This is a genomic window from uncultured Psychrobacillus sp. (genome assembly GCF_938022135.1).
In the GTDB taxonomy this organism is placed as follows: domain Bacteria; phylum Bacillota; class Bacilli; order Bacillales_A; family Planococcaceae; genus Psychrobacillus.
The window spans coordinates 16,875-38,480 of the sequence record NZ_CALIED010000066.1; the positions used below are offsets into that span (position 1 = coordinate 16,875).

Sequence of the window (21,606 nt, forward strand, 5' to 3'; positions counted from 1 at the left end):
ATTTATGAAATAAAGATTTATATTCCTTTAAAAGACGCGAGAAATTAACTTAAGGCTTTTCTATCGAATTTTCTATTGTCTCAATAAATTCCAACAAGGAATTTAAATGCACGTTTTCTTCCCCAAACATAATTTTAATAAAATCAATGTACGCCATTGCAACCTCTTCATTTTTGTACCCTTGCCAGTCAAAAGGAAAAAGAGCATAGGCATGGCGGTGTAAAAGCTCCGTCGTAAGCATTTGCTTAGATGGGTCTTTTTGAAGATATTCTTGTACATGCTGATTTATTTCTTCCATTCGATCTACACCTGTTTGAGGAGGAGGAGAAGAAGGATTTACCTGCTGAGTCAAACCAAACTTACTGATTGTGATCGTATCTGTAATTCCAGCACTACCCAATAGTAAAAGTGCTAGTGTTTGAACGGTCGGAGAAACGTCAGGATATTCTACAATTGCCTTAATTTCAGGAATAGCTGAATGGATGTCTCTATAAAAAGCTTGCTGTAGAATTTGCTCCTGTTCAACAAAGCTTAGTTGTTTAAACGTTTTTAACTCAAGTTGCTCCTTCTCAATAGGTATAAGAGCAGTTTCCTCATTATCATCTATAAGCGGTTGCTCATTAGCAAGGCGATTACTTAAATCTTTTAGCTGATTAAAATTGGTCTTTCTTTCATCTGAAAAATTATATTCAGTTAAAATTCGGTTAATCACTTGATTTAACTCGTAATACTCCTTTAAATCTAATAATATAGTCAAGTAAAGCTCTACTATCTGTTCAAAAACCGGAGATTTCTCTTCTAGTAGGCCCTCACATATTTGCTTTGCCTCTTTGGCCCTCCTAGTTTCTAATAAGGTAAGCACATAAACACTTAGAATCACATCATCGAGTACCACATATTTCTTCGCTTCGTCAAAGCAAGCTGCTGCTTTGACATAATTATTAGCCTCCGCATAGGCAAGCCCATCACTTATTAATGTGTCTACCATTCCCGGAAACACAATTACATTTTCATTTGTTTGAAGTTTATGTTTTTTCTTCTTCAATATATTCCGCCGCCTTTTATTTTCACTATGTATATGTATTATTTTATACTAACTCTTACTTATGTACTAACTACAAACTGTAAAAAAGGTAATTCATTTATAATCACAAGAAATAAAACCAGCCTGGTCATATTTTACTTAATATAAAAATAACTATGTGAGAAATTACGTTATTAAGATAGGGTCATATTATTATATAAGGCTACGTTAAAGAGTAGGGTTGATTTATGATGTAAAGAAATCATTGAAATTGATTTTTCGCACCAGCCGGACGCTTTCCTCGGGGTGAGCGATAAGCCATCACCCATCGCTAGCGCTTATTTGTGATGTCTTATCTGACTCACTCATCCCGTAGGAGTCGCCGTCTGGCGTTCCAATCAATACATGGAACAGCTTTAGCATTATTTATAAATCGCTAAAAATTTACTCGCGTAAACAAAGCTGAAAAATGTCACCAACCCCAATTTCATAATTTATTTATGATTTTAGTAGTCATTTGAAGGTCACTTATATATAGTTAACAGTCACTATAAATAAGAAATGTTAGTCATAATAAACCCATAACTTTAACAAAGCTTTATATAAAAATAAAAGGATATCCCTAAATAATTCTTTCAAGGAATACCCTTTCAAACACTCACTTATTTATTGAAGCTATCTTCTTGTCTACTAATTGTATCATTCATCGGAAAGTCTTAGTTTTCTTTGGCTTTTTGGGTGTGGTTTTTTTCCGTATTTGGAGGCTGCTCCTGGAAACTATTAGGCTGCCTAGTATCTTTTTCATCTTTGGGATGAGCAGAATTACCTTGCTCTTGAAAGCTATTTGGTTGTCTCATATCTTTTTGTTCGTTTTTTTGTTGCATTAAGATTTCCTTCTTTCTCTAGATGGATTTACTATATATATTCCCTTTTAGAGATTAGTGAAACCCTTAGAGAAAAAATTAAGCCATCTGTATATAGATTACAGATGACTAGGACTTACGCGATTTGTTCATTGTTTTCTTCCATAAGACTGTTATAAATAGAAAGATCAGCCTCGTATGAATTTATATAGGTAGACAAGCTATGTTTTTTAACAAATTCTAAATGAACAGGATCTACTATTTTATATGTTTCGTTAAGTGTCTCCGCATTAGTCCAGGCTGTTTCCTCAAAGACAAGATTCATTTCATGTTCTTCTAAAATCACAGATAACATTTCTAAATTATTGTAAATTTCTTTTATCGAATGATTTCGTTTCATATGAAAAATTTCTTTTGTTCGCTCCAGAGTATTCATTAATGCAACACGATCCATGGCATGACCTAGCTCATGCATTGTTAGTATTTTAACATATAACTCCATTGTTAAAGAGCAAGGCATCTCTTCTATGGCTATAAATAATCTGTGCAAATCTACTCCGATATAATTGCCTATAAAGTTGTAGCTCATATTAATCCCTGAATTGTCTTTATAAACCTCCATGGTCATGTTAACCGAGTGCACTGTTGAATGGATTATTTCTTCTATATTATTTTGTGTTTTAACATCTGTCATTTTGTTTCTTTTTTACCCCTTATGTATTTATTCTTAGGACAAGTTTTCAATGAGTAATACTATATAACAATAACTAAAATTTTACAATATTTTTGCATACAATCTTAAATCACAATTCAAGTAAGTAAGTACATAATGAACTGTATATGCTTTTTAATAAGCAATTAGAAGTGTTTTTCACTTATCTGTGTCCAGGGGCACGCTAGTTGTGATCTCTTTTTAATTTTTATAATTCTATATCTAACATTATGTAACATGTGGTTATGACGACTAATTAAGATGTAATTATACTTATATCATTTCCGAGGAAATAAACAGTATTCTTTCTTTGAATACAAAAAGGAATTCTTTATAAGTATTATTTTAAAACCTTTAACCTGCGTGTATAAATCTGATATATTGTTATTTACAATATGCTAATAACCAAAAATACCCGAGTCATAATCGACTCGGGTATTGCAGAAATGGTCTTTTTTTTGTATATCAGATTGAAGAAATTAGTAATTAGTTATTACCTTGTTGACGAGTTTCCCCGCCCTTACGTCCAATTTCCTTATAAAAGTCTTTGTTATGGTTATCGGATGTGGCTTCTCCGCCTTTGCGTCCGATTTCCTCGTAGAATTCTTGTCCGTGATTATTGGAGGTAGCTTCTCCGCCTTTACGTCCTGCTTCTTCTACAGACATTTTACCATTATTGTTTCCTCGATTGTTTGTAGCCATTAAAATCATCCTCCTAGTAATAGTTAAAACTCACTATTTAGATTCTCTTAATATTTCATTCGGATTATTTTTAGTTCGGTTTTTAGAACTTGGATTTTAGTTAGAGATTAACATTTTAAGTTTATTCATAAAGCCTTGAGTTTAATTGTTGTTGGAGTTGCCTCGCGACTCTCCGCCTTTTTTACCAATTTCTTTGTAAAAGTCTTTGTCATGGTTGTCGGAATTGGCTTCTCCGCCTTTACGTCCGATCTCCTCGTAGAATTCTTGTCCGTGATTATTGGAGGTAGCTTCCCCGCCTTTACGTCCTGCTTCTTCAAACGACATGTTTCCATTGTTATTTCTTCCGCGATTGTTTTGGTTGTTGTTAGCCATATTAATTCCTCCTCTTACTTTGTTTTTGAGCTACTATCAAGCTCACTAATCATATTCCCACCTATTAAAGACTAAAACATTTTATCCTTAAAATAGTGCCTTCCTCTCAAGTATTTAGTTAAAATAATATGTTTTTTAACTGTTCTATTACTTTTTTGAATGCAAGTTGATTGTCTACGTGTCTAAACGTATGAAATATATCTCCATACTTGCTAACTCTTTCTAAAACAATTGGAATAGTAAACAAAGTAGGACTCAGCTCCTTATTTACCTCTTCCCAATATAATGGAGTAGCGACAAATCCGCCTTCATTACCGCGAGTAGAATAAGGAGCAATAATTGTCTTTCCTTCATGATGCTGAACATAATCTAAGTAAAGCTTGTTTTCTCGATTCTTTTTCATGCGTTCCGTCGTAAAAAGATTTGGCTCCTGCTCACACAGAAAATCGCATACAAACTTAGTAAATACCCTGGTATTCTCATAAGAGAAGATACCTTTAGGTAGTGGAATATAGATTTGCAACCCTTTCCCTCCCGACGTTTTAATAAATGAAACAAGAGAAAATTCATCAAAAATAGCCTTCATTCTAATAGCTGCTTCGACTGCCATCCAAAAATAATCAACGGATGGCGGATCTAAGTCAAAGACTATTTCTGTTGGCATCTCTGTATCAATTGTTTGAAAAGGAATGTGAAATTCTAGTGCTATCTGATTCCCTAGCCAAAGAAGTGTTTGTATATTGTTGCAAATAACGTACCGATTATCTTCAACCAGTTTTGTTTCAACATATTTAGGAATGTTATCCTCCCAATTCTTTTGATAAAAACGCTCGTCTCTTATTGTGCCATGAGGATATCGAATTACAGTTAAGAGTCTATTTCTTAAAAATGGGATGATATAAGATGAAACTCGTTGAAGATAATAGAGATAGTCCTCTTTTCTAATGTCATTTGAAACCCATAGAGGCTTATCTGGATGAGTTACCTTTACATTTTCGGGTATCGAGTATAATTGGAAATTAAATTGTTTTCTTGTGCACTCGGCCGGTTCACAGTCAAAGTTAAAACGATAGAATCTAGGTTCTCTTAAGCTTTTACCGTCAAAATCAATAGAAGCAATATCCACACATATGGAAGGTTCAATAATCCACTTATTTTTTCCAACTGCTTGACCATTTGTATAAAAAAAGGATTGAAGTGTTTGAAGCTCCTCTTCCTTTAGCCCATGACTAAAGTTAACTACTTCAATTAACGACCCTTGATCATAAATTGCACCAAAAAAATAATTATTAGTTTTATCAAACGCGGTTAAAATGATGGTTGTAATCTTCCAATTTTTGATTTTTAGCCAATCAGTTGAACGCTTGCCTATTGCCCAAAAACTCTTCTTTTTCTTTGCAACCATACCTTCTCCATTATAAGCTACAATTTTTCCCCATAGCTGTTTACTCACTTTACTTTGTTCAATTATTTGTAGTCGTTTATTACTTTCACTATTAATAGTAGGGAGTTTAAGTTTCTTAAACATAGTACTAAGCTTCTCTCTACGACCAACAAGTGGCAAGTTATTAACTACCTCTCCTTTAATAGTTAAAAGATCAAAGATAACAAGATGGCAAGGGAATTTAGCAGCATGCTGTTCAATTGCATCTTTAGTTCTCATCCTGCCTCTTGTTTGAACGACTGTAAAATTACTCTTATAATTATTTACTAAATGTACAATCTCCCCGTCCATCACTATTGGTAAGTATGGTTTTATTTTGTCCTGAATAGAAAGACAAAATTGGATAATTTCTGGAAACATTTTATTAAGAACGTTCTCATTTCTACTTTTTATTATAGGTTCCTCATACCATTCTAATATACATCGAAAACCATCATATTTAGTTTCATATATCCAATCCTTATCTAAAGGAATTTCATCACTAGGAGTTAAAAGCATCGGTTTAATATTTTTTCCTCCTTTCTTTTTCATTAGCTTTTGATAAATTTATCTTCCTCATACATAAAACCAGTCGAAAGATATCATAGTAAGGGAAAAGAAAAGCAGGTGTAACACATATGCATACAGTTTGGAAAGGAAGCATCAGTTTTGGACTTGTCAATATTCCTGTAAAGCTTCATACTGCAACTGATAATAAAGATATTAAATTACGCCAACTTCATAAGGAATGCATGAAGCCTATTTCCTATAAAAAGGTTTGTGAGGGCTGTAGTGAAGAAGTGAAACCTGAAGATATCGTGAGGGCTTACGAGTATTCTAAAAACAAGTTTGTCGTCTTGGATGAAGAGGAACTTGAAAAGCTGCGAAAGGAAAATGAGGATAAAGCCGTACAAATAATCGATTTTGTGAAACTAGAAGAAATTGATCCTATCTATTTTGAAAAAAGCTATTTTTTAGCTCCTGACAGTGGTGGCTCTAAGGCATACTCCCTTTTAAGAAAAGCTTTAGAGGAATCTGGCAAAATTGGCGTAGCTAAAATTATTATAAGAGCTAAAGAACAGCTAGCAGTTGTGCGTGTATACAAGGAATTGCTCGTTATGGAAACCATTCATTTCCCTGATGAAGTGAGAAAGGCTTCAGACGTTCCAAATATCCCACTTGACCAAACAGTCGTACAAAAGGAATTAGAAACTGCCTTGCTATTAGTCGAACAGCTAACTACTGAATTTAACCCTGAAAAATACACAGATGATTACCGCACTGCACTTATGGAATTAATCGAAGAGAAAAAAGTTAGCAGTCCGCCTATTGAAACGGACAGTAAACAACAGCCTGCAGCAACATCAAATGTTACGGATTTAATGGCAGCGTTACAAGCTTCCTTAGATAAAACAAAAAAGAAAAAGACGCCTGCTCGGAAAAGAACTCCAAAGGCAAAGACATCTTAAGCTTATTTTATATCAAAGCATACTTCCTGGATTCAATATACACATAATTTATTGTTATCAGCTTAAGCTAGTCCCAAGCCCTCTATATATTACGAGGGCTTTGTTTGATTTTAGGAACTCCTTTAACCTACAATAAAAGGAGAGACGATCATAAAAACTGACACTGTAGCAATAACATAAGTAACTGAATTAGGTAATTTTTTTCTTCCTTCTCCTTTATACCAACCTGAGAACTGAAGTTTATTCCTATATAGTACAAATAGTAATAATAAAATCGCCACGCCACCTAACCAAGAATAAGTTCCCACCTCGAACTTAGTATAGATTGCATTTAGTAAACCACTCAAAATTATACCAAGGATTGCAAAAATGAAAATGATACGAAGAATTTCTAAAAGCATTCTTAAAACCATTTAAATGAATCTCCCCTTTAAGATCACCTAGAAGGTCATCCTTTTTTTGTTTTACTTGTAGCCATAAAGATAATAATAAGTGCTGTGATTGCTATAAAAGCAAGAACTATAATAGTAAATAAAAAACCAGGTAATGCTATTGTTGGCATTCCGGCACCTCCATTCACCTAATAATAGCACAGTTATTTTACATTTTAAACCATATCTCAATTCTCTTTGTAGCAAATAAACACGAAATTCAAATATTATCATTATTTAATAACATGAATGTTTCTAACACAGGGTCAACTTCATAAAGGAGATGTTATCTTTTGCGCTTATGGCACCAACATTTACTAAGCTCTTTACCGAAATCCCAACTGTTGGCACAATGGCGTGAGTTAAACAGTATTTTTGCGAAAGAAGATCGCCATATTTTAATAAACTATATTTATGACTACCCTAAAGATGATCTGTTTGCTTATACCCAATTGGTCTTACTGGAAATGCGTAAACGCAACATAAATATACGTACAGTAGACAAAATGGAAAAATATTTTGAAGGCCGCTCTTATAAAACGCTAACAAATCCATTTGAGCATCATCATACGAAAGAATATTTAGAGATATGTTATTTTAATCTAAAAGAAAAATTTATGCGAGGGCAGAAGGATTTTAATACTGAACAGTATGAATCCTTAATGTCCGTTTACAAAAAGGAAACGTGAATATAAATACATTCACGTTTCCTTGAACCTTCATTTGTGTTTCTCTCCCATGGCGAAAATCATTTTTTCTTCTTCAAACGATCCTCATAAAACACATTAAAGTTTGGATCCACCACGCCTATATTTAAATATCTAGCCTTGTAATCTCTTAATAACTCAAAGAATTTCTTACTTAAAAATAGTAAGACAACTAAGTTTACGAAGGTAGGGATCGCTGTAGTTATATCAGCAAAATACCATACCGCCTTCCCAGGCAGGTTATACATCACAGCATAAACAACCATTAGGAACCCAGGTATTGGGTAAAGCCATTTAAACCAAAGCAAAATCTTATATTTTAACGTTAACTTCTTTTCATCCCCAAAGACTTGTCTTAACAAAATTTCATAGTACGTATACCAGCCTGTAGATGTAGTTAGACCGAAGAGGAAAATAGAAATAGTGATTACATATCTGCCAAATTCACCAATTCCAATCTCAAAAGCCGACAGTGTTAACGCAGCACCATCTAATCCTGAAGACCAAGCACCGGTGATAATAATAGTAAATGCCGTAATTGTACAAACGATCATAGTATCTATAAATACTTCTACTGCTCCCCACATTCCTTGTTTAACCGGATGACTAGTTTTAGCCGTAGAGTGAATCATTGGGGATGTCCCCCATCCAGCCTCATTACTATAGACTGCTCTTGCTACTCCCATGCGAATTACTTGTGCGATTGCTGCTCCAGCGAACCCACCTACTGCGGCAGTTCCATTAAAAGCACTATCAAATATTAAAGAAAAAACCGGAATAATCTCAGAGTAATTTTTTAAAATTATAAATAGTCCAGCCAGCACGTAAAAAATACACATAAAAGGTACAAGTCGTCCAGCGATTTCTCCAATCCGTTTAATTCCTCCATAAATAATAATATAAATGAGAACTAGATAAATGAAGGATGCAGGGATCATACTTATATTAAACGTAGAACTTAATGCCTCGGAAATCGTATAATTTTGAAGCGTGATGAAGAATGTAGTAAATATCCCTATGCCAAAAAGAATGGCAGGTATCTTCCAAAACTTAAAGTTTTTCTCTTCTCCTAAGCCCTTCTCCATATAATAAGTGGGTCCACCAAATGGCTGTCCTTTTTCGTCTGTATTTCGATAATGGACCGATAAAGTTACTTCAACAGTCTTCGTGATCATCCCTAGTAAAGCAGTCAACCACATCCACAGGACTGCACCGGGTCCACCAATAGCTATAGCGGTCGCGACACCACCTATATTTCCTACTCCGACGCTCCCTCCTATCGCTGTGCTTACAGCTTGAAATGGCGTTAATATACCCTTTGTATCAGCTGATTTATCTTTCTTTTTAAATAGTTCCCCGAAAGTTACCTTGAAAATATGAGGCAGATAGCCAAATTGAAACAATTTACTTCCTATTGTAAAGTAGAGTCCTACAAAGAGAACTGTAAATATTAATGGTAAACCCCATAGCCATGCTACTATCGTTTCCAATAATGCTTCCATGCTGTAACCCCCTTATTCTATTATTTTCTATATTTTATTTCTCCGCCAATAATAGTCATTTCTACTTCTGTTTCTAACAGTTGATCTGCATTTTCCATAGTAAATGGATTTTTGTTCAATACAGTCATATCCCCGAACTTCCCTCTTTCTAAAGATCCTTTGGTGTGTTCTTCATTAGTGGCAAAAGCTCCTCCAATAGTAAACATTTTAAACGCCTGAAACATGGAAATTTTCTCTGCTTCATTATAGCCATTATGTGCTTCTCCTATCTTTTTACGAGTAACGGCTGCATGAATTCCTAGCAAAGGATTTAAGGGCTCTATTGGTGCATCAGAGCTACCCGCAGTGATTACACCTCTTTCAAGTAAAGTTTTAAATGGATAGGACATATTGGCACGAGTCTCCCCTACACGGTCGACAATCCAAGGATAATCACTTGCTATGAATCTAGGTTGTACATCAATTATTCGATGAGGGCTGGCTAGGCGCTCAATTAATTCATTGTTTAAAATAGACACGTGTATTAGTCTATCTCTAAAAGCAACTGGTTTTAGCTGGTCTAGGTTATCTAAAACATCTATTAATGCCTGATCACCAATGGTATGCACTGCAATTGGCATGTTAAATTCTCTACAATTTTTCATAAGTTGCAAAAGCTCTTCCTTATCGTACATCGCGCTTCCATAATTACCTGGATTGTCAGCATAAGGCTCCGATAAAAGCGCTGTTCTTCCTCCCAATGCACCATCAGCAAAAAACTTTATCGCCCCGATCGTCACCTTATCATTACCAAACCCAACAGACATACCGGCATCCTTTAGTTCTTCCAGATATTTATAGTCCATTAATAGATTACTTCGTGGGCCCATTCCTTCTTGATTGATAAGTTCATCAAAGAGCTTGTATGTTTGCCTAGCACCATTCAAATATGTAGGATCATTCGTATGAATACTTGTCATGCCAAATTTTAGAGCTTCCTTTAAGCCCCACTTTAAAGCAACTTTGAGCTGATCGTAGCTTTTTGTTGGTATTCTTTCTGTAATTAAATCTGAGGCTGTCTCAAGTAATAATCCATTCGGTTTATTTGTTTCCAAACTTTTTACGACTGTTCCCCCATAAGGAATAGTCATATCTGGGTGATACCCACTTTGCTCTAAAGCCTTTGAATTTACTAGGAAGGCATGCCCACAAATTCTTGGTAAAAATAATGGGGAGCCCGGTGAGACATAGTCTAATTCTTCAATGGAAGGAATTTGCTTGTCGGGGAAGATGTTTTCATCCCAGCCTCTACCTAGGATCCATTCACCAGGTTGAATAGAGCTAGCCTTGTTACTAATCACATTTAGTAGTTTCTCTTTCGTTTCAATTCCAGTCAGGTCTAACTCCTGTGCATTAATCCCTACACTCGAAATATGTAAATGACTGTCTATCATTCCTGGAAATACATACTTACCATCCAAATCAATTACGGTCGTATGATTTCTTCCCCATTGAAGGAGCATATCCTCATTCGTTCCTAAATCTATAATTTTTTCATTTTCTATCACTATGGACTGGACAAGCGGTTCCTCCAAGTTCATCGTAAAAATATTGCCGTTAGTATACATTATTCGCATCTACATTTTCCTCCCTTTTTCGTCAATACTTTATTCTATCAATTTATTTAATATTCAGATATATGTTATTGAATTTTTATCGTGATTTTGATTAATAAAAGCATATTAGCACTAGAAAGAAAAACCTTAGATAAATCTAATGTACTACGCTTTCCTTGGAAATCGGCTTAGGTATTGTCTTTCTAGCAATGAGGCTTGTAGTCATTGCCACTGACAATATAGTCATAATCGAGAGTAGAAAAGAATCCATGGAAAGTAAAAGTCCTCCCACTACCAAAACTAATGAATCGATTACAAAGATATTAATCCCTACATTTACACCTGTTTTGGCACTTATAAACTGTGCGATTAAATCCGTTCCACCTGTACTTGTCCGATACCTAAGCATGAAACCTATCCCGATGCCTACCATCGAACCACCGACTATAGCACTTGGAACAGAATCGAAAACTACTATTGTACTGAATGGTTTAAGTAAATCAATAAAAAAAGAAGAAATAATCATTCCGTGCAAACTATTATAGAAATACTCACGGTATTTAAACCAAGCGATTACAAATATGGGAATACTAAAAAATATAATAGTAGCACCTGTTTTAAAACCCCATAAATAATTTAAGATTAACCCTATACCTATTACTCCACCGTCTAATATCTCATAGGGTACTAAAAACATATTTATTCCAAGTGCGATAAAAATACTGCCAAAGATAATTACTAATCCCTTTTTAAATAAATACATATGGACCTCCATTGTCTGGATATGTACTTAATTTATGTACAGTAGGAGGACAACATGTCTAAATTATTTGTGCTCAACAAAAAGAAGGTTAGTAGCATCTAAACACTACTAACCTTCTTTTTTAAATAAATTATTATAAACCAGTTTATATACTTCGACTATGCTTTTGGAGATACTTTTCTATGTCGTTATATAATCCACCCTGATTAGAATAACGGACATAATTCTTGGCTGTTCGTAGCCAATCCAATGTGGAAGGCTGCTGATTGTTTAATGCCTCAAGCATATCATCTGTGTTTAGAGGTCTTTCTTTTCCTGTTGTTAAGATTTCGGAAAGGATGTTTTCTGTTGCTATTTCTATGACATTTTCAATATCTGCTCCAGAGAAAAACTCTGTTTTTTGGGCTAACAGCTCTACATCAATATTTTCCGCATACCGATCGCTCAGTTTAAGCTGAAAGATTTGTTTCCTCGCTTCTTCATCTGGGGGTGCAACAAATATGAGTCTGTCAAATCTTCCAGGGCGCTTGAGTGCATTATCTACATCCCATGGAGTGTTAGTAGCAGCCATGACAAGCACTTCATCTGTACTTGTATCAATACCCTCCATTTCAGATAGAAAAGTATCGATTATTCCCCTATGACTGGCAGAGGATTTAGAACGGCTAAAGCCGATTGTATCGACCTCATCAAAAAACATAATGCTTGGTTTTTGGAAGCGCGCTTTGTCGAAGATTCCTTTTAAATTTCTTTCGCTAACACCTATGTGAGGATCAATGATGTCTGTTATATGGACAGGATAGAAATTTGCTTTACATTCTCCAGCTGTTGCTCTTGCGATAAACGTTTTACCACAGCCTGGAGGGCCATAAAGCAGTACCCCGCCACCTGACTTTTTCTTAAACTTTGCAAACAACCCTTTATTATAAAAAGGACTAATAATACGAAGCGTGATTGTTTTCTTGAGATCCACTAACCCAGCAACATCTTTAAACGTAACATGGTGAGATTTCTTTTGAACTGTCCTAGGCTTCTCCTCTCCATCGATCACCTTTAACTTTGTCTTTAATAAACTCAAGTTATCTTTCTGATCAACTAAATAATCTTCTTGTACTATTTGCACCTCATTTACTTCTTCCATTTCCTCTACATCTATCGAATCTTCTTGTACGTTAGTAGTCACAACCATTTCATTGCTCACTGGTTCTTTCAATTTCATACTTACGATAGATAATTCTTGAATTATTTCCTTTCGAAGCTCGTCGTCTTCACAGCAAGAAAGAGCAGTAGATAGGGATTGCACTGCCTCAAAAATACTCCCATTTTCTGCTTGTTCCTTCGCTAGCCAATAATGTGCTTGAGGGTCCTGTGGTTCTTTTTCTACCATTTGATGGAGCCAAGCTATTTTTTCCACCTACTCACCTTCTCTTCTTTAATAATAACTTCACTATTGGTTCGGATACCCATATATAAATACAAAAAACCACGTATAAGGAAAATAAAGCTCCTCCTGCAGTATCAAAATCTAACGAAAACAAGAGGATAGAAACGCCAATCCCAACAATCCACGTATAGTGCATACCAATTTTATTTGCCCATCGACTAATAGATAATATCGGATGGTTTATAATTTCTAATTCCTGCAGATTCCTTAATAGCTTCTCATTGTTCGGATCTAATGCAAATGCCTGGCGAAAATATTCCTCTGCCTCTTTTGTTTTGTTTCGGTTTTTGGCCGTTACCCCTAAGTGAAGAAGTTTGTTCAGTTCGTTATCATTTGAATTAATATAAGTTTGAATGGTATCTAAATGATCTTTTTCCTTTTTTTCGTCACCTTCGATTAAATAATGTAATCGCTGAATACGTCCGTCCTCTGGATCTAATTCAATCGCTTTTCTAATTAACCTCGAAGCCTTTTTATTTTGACCTACACTTTTCATCAAATAAGCGTAGCTAGCATGAACATCCGCATTATTCGGATTTAATCGAAGTGCTTCAAGTAATGCTTTTTCAGACTCCGGCCACTCTTCCATAGAATAATAGATTAGACCTAACAGATGAAAAGCCGATTCCTCATCTATACCTAAACGTAGAGCTTCTTTCACTTCTTTTTCAGCTAAATCAAAGGAATTTAGCTGAAAATGACTGTATCCAAGATAATACCAGGCTTTCTCATTATTAATATGCTCACCCATATTATCCTCTAGCATTTCTATAACCTGCTCATAACGGTCCATCTGAAAATAGTGTTCTATTACATCAAATGAGCTCATCTCTTTATGAATCATTCTGTAGTCACCTTCCCCAGCATCTATATTATAGAAATAGTTATGATTAATATCATTTCTACTGCCACACTGGTAATACACCAAATGGTGCCTGGAACAACAAGTGACTTCGTATCACCCTTTGTAGACACATGTAAATTAAATGAGCCCTTTAACAAATTATAAACAGCTGCGAAGCAGACGATTGCCATTACACTCCCCATTAATCTATAAGTAGACCTTTCAATATCAATCATTTGATGGGTATAGGCATAGATTAAAGAAAATTTCAAAAGAAACAACACTGAAATTATGCTTAAAAGTGTATACAAAACCTTCCTTTTTACTTTAAGCCAAATAGCATTCTGTAAACCGAGTGCGCTAATCGCTACAAGCTGCCCAAGAGCCGCCACGATAAATAAACTCGATAAATTATAGCTTTTCGTTTCCTCTATTTGTTCTCCAGATAAACTAGGAGAATAAAGATCTCCCTCCATTAAGTATTTCCTCCCTTCCTGCTTATGGTATATACATAATTTTCTATTTATTCCATTGTAAAGTCAAATATTTATATAATAATCGTGCAGCAATTTCATAAATCCCATTTTTACTGTAGAATACGAACATTAAAAATCATTTTACCGAGCTTTAATTGCTATAATATTCTGTCGTTTCTTTTAGAAAAAGATAGGAAAAAACAAAAATAGCTTTCCATCCTGTTAGAATGGAAAGCTAGCAACAATATTAAATTTCTCCTTAGCCAAATAAATTGCAGACTGTTTTAGTCAGTCTGCTAGCTGACTAATTACTTTAAAACATTTTTCTTATGCCACTTAAGATACTTTTTATGCTCTTCCTGTCGTTTTATACGTATTTTTGAATGAATCATATACTTTTCGTAATCCGTTTCTTTTATGCGGTCTGAAATATGGATTTTACCTTGACCATCAAATGCAATATACCCCTTTGTATATAATGCATCATGGTTAGAGCAAAGCAAGATTCCATTAAAGGGATCCATTTTTTCTTCCTCTGTGCTGTCTTTCCATGCCTTTGCTGGTGAAGCATGTAACAAATCTGTAGAATTAATGCTACAGATAGCACATTCATTATTCCATATCGGAGAAAGGGCTTGCTTAAACCTTTGCTTCCCTTTACGGATTTTTGACTTTGCCTCTGACTCCATTATTGCTATGATTTGTAGCAGGAGATTACGTTCCTTAAACAGAACTGGACTGATTGCAAATTCAAGCTGTTCTTGTTTTTCAAGGTTTACATTCATCTCAGCTATTAACTCTAAAAGCTTGATAGCCAATAGCTCGTTACAGGGATAAAGATACCCTTGGTTCCCATCCCCATTTTCTTGAAAAGCTGAATACTTTATCGGGAGTAATAACTCTATCTCTTGAAAATATTCCTTAATACTTAATGGGTTATTTAACTCCTCATAAGATGTTTCTACTAGATAGCCCTTTTTTTGATATTCCTCGTCATAAGGATTAACTGCCTCGTAGTAATCTCTTTTAGCAATACTAACTGCCACAATGTCACCTTTTACATAATGGAAAATACAGTCCCCTGCTTGCACTTCCTTCATACGCTCCCAAAACGGTGGGCGCATCCCACTTTTATCAACCTGTTTGGACCAAATAATACTATGCTGTTTTTCTTCTATATACGTTTGTCCTTGCATGACAATATAAAAATTCATATAAATACCTCTACTCTCCAATAAACCGTTACAAATATTATAGCAAAAAAACAACAAAATATTATAGGCTAATACCTCTTCCAATTTTAGTTAGATTATTAAAAAAGTTCGAAACAGCATATATATAACAGCTCTTCCATTCATAACAAAATGAAGTGAAAAAATTTATGAAAATAACTACTATAATATGATAAGGTAGAATATCTAGAAATTAAATTTAGAAGGTGAAGAAGTGTTAGAAGTAAATGAAAGTAAGTTAGATCAATATATAGTGCATTATGCAGGAGATTCACTCATTTTAGGTGACGAAGCTTATCTCCAGCCTGAGGTTATGCTAGAAGCAGCGTTCACTCAGCTAGCATTTAACAAAGTGGATTTTGAACAACAATATGATTTTTTCCACCAAACAGATTTAGGATTAAACGAAGTATACACATATGTAAAAGCTATCTTTGAAAATAAAAATAGCTTCCTAGAGCAATCCAAGAATATAGCAGTTCATTTACAAAGTGTGTCCCAGCATCCTAATATTAAAAACGGTGAATTATTTATCGGACTATTTGAAAACTGCATATGGAATACAGAAGCTAAAAGAGCTATTTCCATCGTTAAAATCGATGAAAAAGAAATGTATTTAGACATCAAAAATGATCAGGAAAAAGTTATTGTAAACGGTGTAGATGGTATAAACGTAAAGAAAATAAACAACATAGCAGTAATCCTGGATATGGGTGCAGAATCACCACCAGCTGTTTTTATGAAAACGAAGAAAAAGGAAGATGTTGTTTACTGGCAGGAACGTTTTTTAAATATTAGAGTCGCCGACGAGCACTTCCAAAAAACTAGTCTTGCTTTAACAGAGTGCAAAAAATATATCGTAAAAGAAGAAAGCTTTACGAATACAGAAAAGCTTGGACTTCTTAATAAGACACTCGATTACTTTAGAAATGAAGAAGCATTTGAAGTAGACGAATATATAGAAACGGTTTTTGAAAAAGCGGATCAAGTCCAAAAGGATATTATTATAAATTCAGTAAAACCATTTGAAACTGTTATTTCAGAAAGTGCGATTGCTAAGATTGAAAAGAATTATAAGCGTAAAATCAAGCTAGATTCTAATATTGAAATACAAGTGAATGTTAGAGATATCGAGCAAGTTGAACAGCTGATTGAGGTTGGCTATGATGAAGTGACCAATCGAAAATTCTACAAGATTTACTTCCAAGAAGAGCTTTAAAGAAAAGCTATGTTGTTTATAAAAAAGGCTATCTAAGAGGTGAGTAGGTTCATCTCTTAGATAGCCTTTTCAATATTATTGAATCGTCTCTGTCGGTTGGATAGCATCCGACTTTTCATATTTCTTTTCACTTTCCGCTACATATAATGTACAAGTTAAATCACCTGTACAATTTATCATCGTTCTTGTCATATCAAGTAAACGGTCAATACCTAAAATTAAAGCGATTCCTTCTACTGGTAAGTTAACAGACTCCAAAACCATAGCTAGCATAATCATACCAGCCCCCGGCACAGCTGCCGTGCCAATCGATGCAAGAACAGCAGTTAGAACAACCGTAAGCATTTGAATAAATGTTAAATCTACACCATATACCTGAGCAATAAAAATTGTAGCTACACCTTGCATGATTGCCGTTCCATCCATATTAATAGTCGCACCCAAGGGTTGGACAAAGCTACTAATCCCTTTTGGTACACCTAATCTTTTTTGAGCAATTTCCATAGAGACGGGTAATGTTGCACTACTGCTAGAAGTACTGAATGCAACAGTTAAAGCAGGCAAGTATTCCTTTATAACCTTTAATGGGTTTTGCTTAGCTAAGAACTTCAGAGAGGCTCCATAGACAACTATTGCATGAACAGCCAAGGCTAGAAGAACAACCACCATATACATAAACATTACCTTTAAAGCATCTAAGCCTTGTTTGCCTACAGCTGATGCGATTAAACCAAATGTTCCGATTGGAGCAAACTTCATAACAAGCGTAACTAAAAACATCATAAGTTCATTTGCCTGCTCCATAAATCTCTGTACAATCTCTACTTTGCTTCCCAGATAACTGATCCCTAAGCCTATAAATACAGCAAAGAAAATGATTTGCAGCATGTCACCACTAGCCATAGCGTCAATTGGATTTGCTGGGATGATGCCAAGTAAAGTTTCTGAAACTGGAGGTGCTTTTGTAGCCTCATAATCTACTGCCTCTGTTTCAAAATTCCCACTACTACCTGGTTGTAAAATTAATGCTAGAGCAATTCCAATCGAGATTGCCAAAGCTGTAGTGCATAAAAAGAAAATCATCGCCTTTGCACCCATACGTCCTAATGATTTAGGATCCCCGATATTGGCAACTCCAACTACAATCGAGAAAAATACAAGAGGAACAATCAACATTTTAATTAAGTTTAAAAAGATAGTTCCTAATGGGGTAAATAAAAAATTATCCGCATTTTCAAATAACTCTGGCGAGGTTATGTTTAATATTACCCCAACAATTGCACCTAATACTAAAGCCCACAATATCTTAGTTGCTAATTTCATCTGATCACCCTTTACTAATATTATATAAAAAACTTATTAGCATGAATTATGCTTTGCGCTAACTTAGAGTAATCGTATTTCCAATCGAATGAGTAGATAAACTATTAAGTACTAATCAAATGATATTATGTATTTCTGATTAAATATTCGATATTCTCTAAAAATAAAATGCCCGGCAAATTAGATTGCATGTTTAGCTAATAAATTTTTATTATTTCTTAACTTCATTTTATATTCCACAAAATGAACTAATCTAATCCTAATATAATAAAAAGTCTTAATTAATTTTTAGCTCACTAGATTTAAGAAAAAAATACCTGTTCTTACTTTGTCCCTACTAACCTTTTATACTAAAATAGCATCATTCCCAATAAAGAGAGTGACGCTATTTAAAATGTAATTTAAATAAAGATACCGACTAAAGTTGCTGTCAGGAAAGATACCATAGTAGAAGCGACTAATAACTTAAGACCATGTTTTGAAATGATAGACGCTTTCTCACCATTGATTGCTTGAAGAGAACCGCTGACAATACCGATAGAACTAAAATTCGCAAAACTAATCAAGAATACAGAAACTACCGCAACTGTTTTCTCAGAAAGGTTAGGAATTTGATCTCTGAATTGTAGCATTGCTACGAATTCATTTGTTGCAAGCTTAGTACCCATCGTTTGACCTGCTATTAAAATCTCGCTTGCAGGAACACCCATTAACCAAGCAATTGGAGCAAATACATATCCTAAGATTTCAGTAAATGTGATACCGACTGCAGCTTGGAACCCTGCATCTATTAACGCCATTAAACCAACATAAGCAACAAGCATAGCAGCAACGATTAATGCTACTCTACCACCATCTAAAGCACCCATTGAGATAGACTCAAACAAGGATTTAGCCTGTGATGCTTCCTTGATGTCAATAACCTCCTCTTCTTTCGAAGAATCTGGAGCAATGATTATACCAATGATTAAACCTGATAAAGCATTTAAAGCCATAGCACCTAGAACGTATTTCGCTGGCAGCATCGTAATATATGAACCCATTATTGATGCGGATGCAGATGCCATAGACGTAATTGCCATGACAAACAACTTATTCTTATCCATCTTAAGCACATGCGATTTGATAGCTAAGATTCCTTCTGATTGACCGAAGAAAATATTATTTACCGCATGGAAAGTACTCACTCGAGACAAACCTGTAATCTTAGATAAGAATCCACCTAAATACTTGATAATAATTGGTAGAACGCGTAGGTAAGTTAAAACTGAAAGTAACATAGATGTAAAGATCAGGATCACTAATACATTTATAAAGAATACGGATCCTCCCTCTGGCACCCATCCACCTACTACAAAGTTAACTCCTTCTCGTCCAATGTTAATGACTTTTGTAAACCCATTCCCAATACCTTCTATAACAGTTAATCCGATTGTAGTTTTAAACATAATTAATGTTAAAACGACTTGAAGAACTAACATAACTCCAACAGCTCTATAATTAATTGCTTTCTTATTATTACTGATTAGATAAGCTAAGCCAAAGACTACAACTAACCCCAGTATTCCAATTAAAATTGACATTCTCTCTACCTCAATTTTTTCTTATTTTTATTTTCAACAACGATTACTTGTTGTATGTTGTTAGTTCGCAAAAGCACTAAAGTCTCTTTCTAAAGAAGTACAGAGTGAGTTCTAAATAATTTTAGAAAATGTTATTGGGACCGCTTTCAAAATCCTGTGAATTACTTCTTTTTTCATAGAATGAATGTCTTATTTGATTCGAATCATCTATTAAAATTAGGAAACAAAAACGCTTTCAAAATAATATTTTAACATTACTTGTTGTGCTTCCTCTGTGATACTTCTAGCACTTTTACTCGTTTTGTCATTCTACATTGAAAATATTATTTTAGTCAAATAATTAATATTTTAAAATTTTTAAAACAACTAAATCCCCAATATTCTAAAATTTCTATTGAAATGTGTATTTAGAACTATACATTGATAGTAATTTCTATTTTATAGAAACTGATATAGGACATATTTCTCTCCACAAAAAAAAGAAAGAAGGAGTTTTTATTAAACTCACTCTTTCTAATGGAAGTTAATAGTAATATTCTTCAATATTTCAGTGTTTATCAGGAAGGTATTACCACAATATATTTTAAAATTTTACGGCTTGCTCGCATATCTTCACCTTAATAATCCTACATAAAACTGCTAAACCAAATTCCTAAAAAAGTCCCCACATAATTCCCAATAATATATCCTAGTGTCCCAACTATTAAGATTGGTCCTACTAAATTGCTCCAGCCCTTTGCTATTGCTAGAGCTGCAGCTGTTGTAGGTCCGCCAATATTGGCATTTACAGCTAGCAGTGTTTCTTCTAATTCGAATTTGAATACCTTCGCTCCTACTAAAGAAATAGTAAGATTGATAGCTACAATGATAAAAGCAAAAACTAACAACAAAGGAGCATTATCAATAATTAATGGTATGGATGCGGGAATTCCTATTACAACAAAGAAAATATGGATAAGATAAGTACCAATTTCTTGGCTACCTCTTAAAGAATCAAAGAATTTTGGAAATAATAATAGTGCAAGGAAAGTAAAGGTTGTTAACAATAAATACTGATCTCCTATTAAGCCGTTTAATAGGTTTAAAAGGAAATTGACGTTTTCTCCCGAAGGAATAAGCGAATCAAACCATATAGACACCTTTTTAGCTAAAATAACTAATGCAAATGCTATACCAACTGACATAGCTATATCCTTTAGAGATATCTCCTTAGGCTTCCAATAAGTCTTTGCTAGATTATCCTTATCATTATTTCCTTGGGATTCTAACTCATCAATATGAGGTGTCTTATACTTTTTACGGAAAAATTGCATGGTAGGAATAATCATTAAGATGACAAATAAAAGTGCCATGTTCAAATTATCAGCAACTACTGCAGAAGATACAAGCTCACCAGGTGTTTCAAACTTAGCAGACATAGCTGCAAAGTTAACTCCACCTCCTATATAACTAGCACTAAACATTCCAGCTAGCTTATCAAGCAGTGGTATATGTTCCTTTAATATAAAAAATGCAATAATCGTTCCAGCAACAGTCCCAATGGAGCTTATTAAGAAAATCATTAAAAGCCTGCCACTTTCTTTAAATAGCTTCTTGATATTTACATGAAAAAGGAGCAGTGGTATAGCAAGAGGAACAATTATAGTCCATACCGAATCATAAACAGCTGATTCCGTTGGTATGATGCCTGTATTAGAGAGTAGTATAGCAATCAATAATGCGATAATGGCTCCAGTTATTTTAGCTGCCCAGCTGAACCTCTGCTCTAAAAAGATACTTAATGAAGCCACGATAATAATGATTCCCCACAGTGTAAGCGTATCATCCGCTTGGATTAATGTATTACTCATGTTATCCTCCCTACTTAAAAATTATTTTATTTATTCTTAAACAATGCCCCTTTCTTTTAATCTATTATATTA

The 21,606-nt window shown here is 34.5% G+C and carries 20 protein-coding genes; 3 read left to right on the forward strand and 17 right to left on the reverse strand.

Translation table 11 applies throughout. The annotated features are described in order from the left end of the window. Positions 1–49: 49 nt before the first annotated feature. The 6 genes from Q0371_RS12520 to Q0371_RS12545 all read right to left on the reverse strand — a co-directional run bounded on the left by Q0371_RS12520 (position 50) and on the right by Q0371_RS12545 (position 5,648). Entirely contained in the window at positions 50–1,045 is a 996-nt protein-coding gene (locus tag Q0371_RS12520) for a DUF3196 family protein (protein WP_169359851.1), read from the reverse strand. Between the two features lie 695 nt (positions 1,046–1,740). Beyond that, positions 1,741–1,908 carry a hypothetical protein gene (locus Q0371_RS12525; RefSeq protein ID WP_298471596.1) on the reverse strand — a complete coding sequence of 56 codons (168 nt, stop codon included), beginning with the start codon at positions 1,906–1,908 and terminating at the stop codon, positions 1,741–1,743. Between the two features lie 115 nt (positions 1,909–2,023). Beyond that, positions 2,024–2,581 (reverse strand): integrase, encoded by a 558-nt coding sequence (locus Q0371_RS12530; protein ID WP_298471598.1) that lies wholly within the window; start codon positions 2,579–2,581, stop codon positions 2,024–2,026. Positions 2,582–3,085: 504 nt separating this feature from the next. Then, complete coding sequence (locus Q0371_RS12535) at positions 3,086–3,301, reverse strand: KGG domain-containing protein (RefSeq protein WP_298471600.1); 216 nt, start codon at positions 3,299–3,301, stop codon at positions 3,086–3,088. A 141-nt stretch (positions 3,302–3,442) separates the two neighbouring features. Further along, on the reverse strand, positions 3,443–3,673 hold the full coding sequence (locus Q0371_RS12540) for a KGG domain-containing protein (RefSeq protein WP_298471603.1): 231 nt from the start codon (positions 3,671–3,673) through the stop codon (positions 3,443–3,445). 118 nt (positions 3,674–3,791) lie between these two features. Continuing rightward, positions 3,792–5,648 (reverse strand): DNA ligase D, encoded by a 1,857-nt coding sequence (locus tag Q0371_RS12545; RefSeq protein WP_298471606.1) that lies wholly within the window; start codon positions 5,646–5,648, stop codon positions 3,792–3,794. 86 nt (positions 5,649–5,734) lie between these two features. Here Q0371_RS12545 and Q0371_RS12550 point away from each other — a divergent pair, with 86 nt between their 5' ends. Next, positions 5,735–6,565 (forward strand): Ku protein, encoded by an 831-nt coding sequence (locus tag Q0371_RS12550; RefSeq protein WP_298471609.1) that lies wholly within the window; start codon positions 5,735–5,737, stop codon positions 6,563–6,565. 122 nt (positions 6,566–6,687) lie between these two features. Here the strand turns inward: Q0371_RS12550 and Q0371_RS12555 are convergent, their stop codons facing one another. After that, positions 6,688–6,978: a hypothetical protein gene (locus Q0371_RS12555; protein ID WP_298471611.1), complete on the reverse strand. Its 291-nt coding sequence runs from the start codon at positions 6,976–6,978 to the stop codon at positions 6,688–6,690. 311 nt (positions 6,979–7,289) lie between these two features. On the opposite strand from Q0371_RS12555, the gene Q0371_RS12560 reads away from it, so the two are divergent. Further along, positions 7,290–7,685, forward strand: a complete 396-nt coding sequence (locus tag Q0371_RS12560; RefSeq protein WP_169359843.1) for a pyrimidine dimer DNA glycosylase/endonuclease V — start codon at positions 7,290–7,292, stop codon at positions 7,683–7,685. 59 nt (positions 7,686–7,744) lie between these two features. On the opposite strand, the gene Q0371_RS12565 is transcribed toward Q0371_RS12560, so the two are convergent. From Q0371_RS12565 to Q0371_RS12595, 7 genes are all read right to left on the reverse strand, one after another. Further along, positions 7,745–9,205 carry an amino acid carrier protein gene (locus Q0371_RS12565; protein WP_169361021.1) on the reverse strand — a complete coding sequence of 487 codons (1,461 nt, stop codon included), beginning with the start codon at positions 9,203–9,205 and terminating at the stop codon, positions 7,745–7,747. Between the two features lie 20 nt (positions 9,206–9,225). Beyond that, complete coding sequence (locus tag Q0371_RS12570) at positions 9,226–10,821, reverse strand: amidohydrolase (protein WP_298471614.1); 1,596 nt, start codon at positions 10,819–10,821, stop codon at positions 9,226–9,228. A gap of 136 nt (positions 10,822–10,957) precedes the next feature. Beyond that, entirely contained in the window at positions 10,958–11,563 is a 606-nt protein-coding gene (locus Q0371_RS12575) for a YitT family protein (RefSeq protein WP_298471616.1), read from the reverse strand. Positions 11,564–11,708: 145 nt separating this feature from the next. Then, entirely contained in the window at positions 11,709–12,977 is a 1,269-nt protein-coding gene (locus tag Q0371_RS12580; protein WP_298471619.1) for an ATP-binding protein, read from the reverse strand. A gap of 4 nt (positions 12,978–12,981) precedes the next feature. Then, complete coding sequence (locus Q0371_RS12585; protein ID WP_298471622.1) at positions 12,982–13,851, reverse strand: tetratricopeptide repeat protein; 870 nt, start codon at positions 13,849–13,851, stop codon at positions 12,982–12,984. A 23-nt stretch (positions 13,852–13,874) separates the two neighbouring features. Further along, positions 13,875–14,327, reverse strand: a complete 453-nt coding sequence (locus Q0371_RS12590) for a hypothetical protein (protein ID WP_298471624.1) — start codon at positions 14,325–14,327, stop codon at positions 13,875–13,877. A gap of 308 nt (positions 14,328–14,635) precedes the next feature. Further along, entirely contained in the window at positions 14,636–15,541 is a 906-nt protein-coding gene (locus Q0371_RS12595; protein ID WP_298471626.1) for an HNH endonuclease, read from the reverse strand. 232 nt (positions 15,542–15,773) lie between these two features. On the opposite strand from Q0371_RS12595, the gene Q0371_RS12600 reads away from it, so the two are divergent. Next, on the forward strand, positions 15,774–16,778 hold the full coding sequence (locus Q0371_RS12600; RefSeq protein WP_298471629.1) for a hypothetical protein: 1,005 nt from the start codon (positions 15,774–15,776) through the stop codon (positions 16,776–16,778). 75 nt (positions 16,779–16,853) lie between these two features. Here Q0371_RS12600 and Q0371_RS12605 read toward each other — a convergent pair whose 3' ends face one another. The 3 genes from Q0371_RS12605 to Q0371_RS12615 all read right to left on the reverse strand — a co-directional run bounded on the left by Q0371_RS12605 (position 16,854) and on the right by Q0371_RS12615 (position 21,534). Then, a complete protein-coding gene (locus Q0371_RS12605; protein WP_298471632.1) occupies positions 16,854–18,101 on the reverse strand; it encodes a dicarboxylate/amino acid:cation symporter in 1,248 nt (415 codons plus the stop codon). A gap of 401 nt (positions 18,102–18,502) precedes the next feature. Then, positions 18,503–19,684, reverse strand: a complete 1,182-nt coding sequence (locus Q0371_RS12610; RefSeq protein WP_251553427.1) for a nucleoside transporter C-terminal domain-containing protein — start codon at positions 19,682–19,684, stop codon at positions 18,503–18,505. Between the two features lie 626 nt (positions 19,685–20,310). Then, positions 20,311–21,534, reverse strand: a complete 1,224-nt coding sequence (locus Q0371_RS12615; protein ID WP_298471635.1) for a DUF819 family protein — start codon at positions 21,532–21,534, stop codon at positions 20,311–20,313. Positions 21,535–21,606: the final 72 nt, after the last annotated feature.

Bases quoted from the DNA above. Each gene is read 5' to 3' on its own strand.
- Q0371_RS12525 (WP_298471596.1), bottom strand. From the start codon at position 1,908: ATGCAACAAAAAAACGAACAAAAAGATATGAGACAACCAAATAGCTTT.
- Q0371_RS12530 (WP_298471598.1), bottom strand. From the start codon at position 2,581: ATGACAGATGTTAAAACACAAAATAATATAGAAGAAATAATCCATTCA.
- Q0371_RS12535 (WP_298471600.1), bottom strand. From the start codon at position 3,301: ATGGCTACAAACAATCGAGGAAACAATAATGGTAAAATGTCTGTAGAA.
- Q0371_RS12540 (WP_298471603.1), bottom strand. From the start codon at position 3,673: ATGGCTAACAACAACCAAAACAATCGCGGAAGAAATAACAATGGAAAC.
- Q0371_RS12545 (WP_298471606.1), bottom strand. From the start codon at position 5,648: ATGAAAAAGAAAGGAGGAAAAAATATTAAACCGATGCTTTTAACTCCT.
- Q0371_RS12550 (WP_298471609.1), top strand. From the start codon at position 5,735: ATGCATACAGTTTGGAAAGGAAGCATCAGTTTTGGACTTGTCAATATT.
- Q0371_RS12555 (WP_298471611.1), bottom strand. From the start codon at position 6,978: ATGGTTTTAAGAATGCTTTTAGAAATTCTTCGTATCATTTTCATTTTT.
- Q0371_RS12565 (WP_169361021.1), bottom strand. From the start codon at position 9,205: ATGGAAGCATTATTGGAAACGATAGTAGCATGGCTATGGGGTTTACCA.
- Q0371_RS12570 (WP_298471614.1), bottom strand. From the start codon at position 10,821: ATGCGAATAATGTATACTAACGGCAATATTTTTACGATGAACTTGGAG.
- Q0371_RS12575 (WP_298471616.1), bottom strand. From the start codon at position 11,563: ATGTATTTATTTAAAAAGGGATTAGTAATTATCTTTGGCAGTATTTTT.
- Q0371_RS12585 (WP_298471622.1), bottom strand. From the start codon at position 13,851: ATGATTCATAAAGAGATGAGCTCATTTGATGTAATAGAACACTATTTT.
- Q0371_RS12590 (WP_298471624.1), bottom strand. From the start codon at position 14,327: ATGGAGGGAGATCTTTATTCTCCTAGTTTATCTGGAGAACAAATAGAG.
- Q0371_RS12595 (WP_298471626.1), bottom strand. From the start codon at position 15,541: ATGAATTTTTATATTGTCATGCAAGGACAAACGTATATAGAAGAAAAA.
- Q0371_RS12605 (WP_298471632.1), bottom strand. From the start codon at position 18,101: ATGAAATTAGCAACTAAGATATTGTGGGCTTTAGTATTAGGTGCAATT.
- Q0371_RS12610 (WP_251553427.1), bottom strand. From the start codon at position 19,684: ATGTCAATTTTAATTGGAATACTGGGGTTAGTTGTAGTCTTTGGCTTA.
- Q0371_RS12615 (WP_298471635.1), bottom strand. From the start codon at position 21,534: ATGAGTAATACATTAATCCAAGCGGATGATACGCTTACACTGTGGGGA.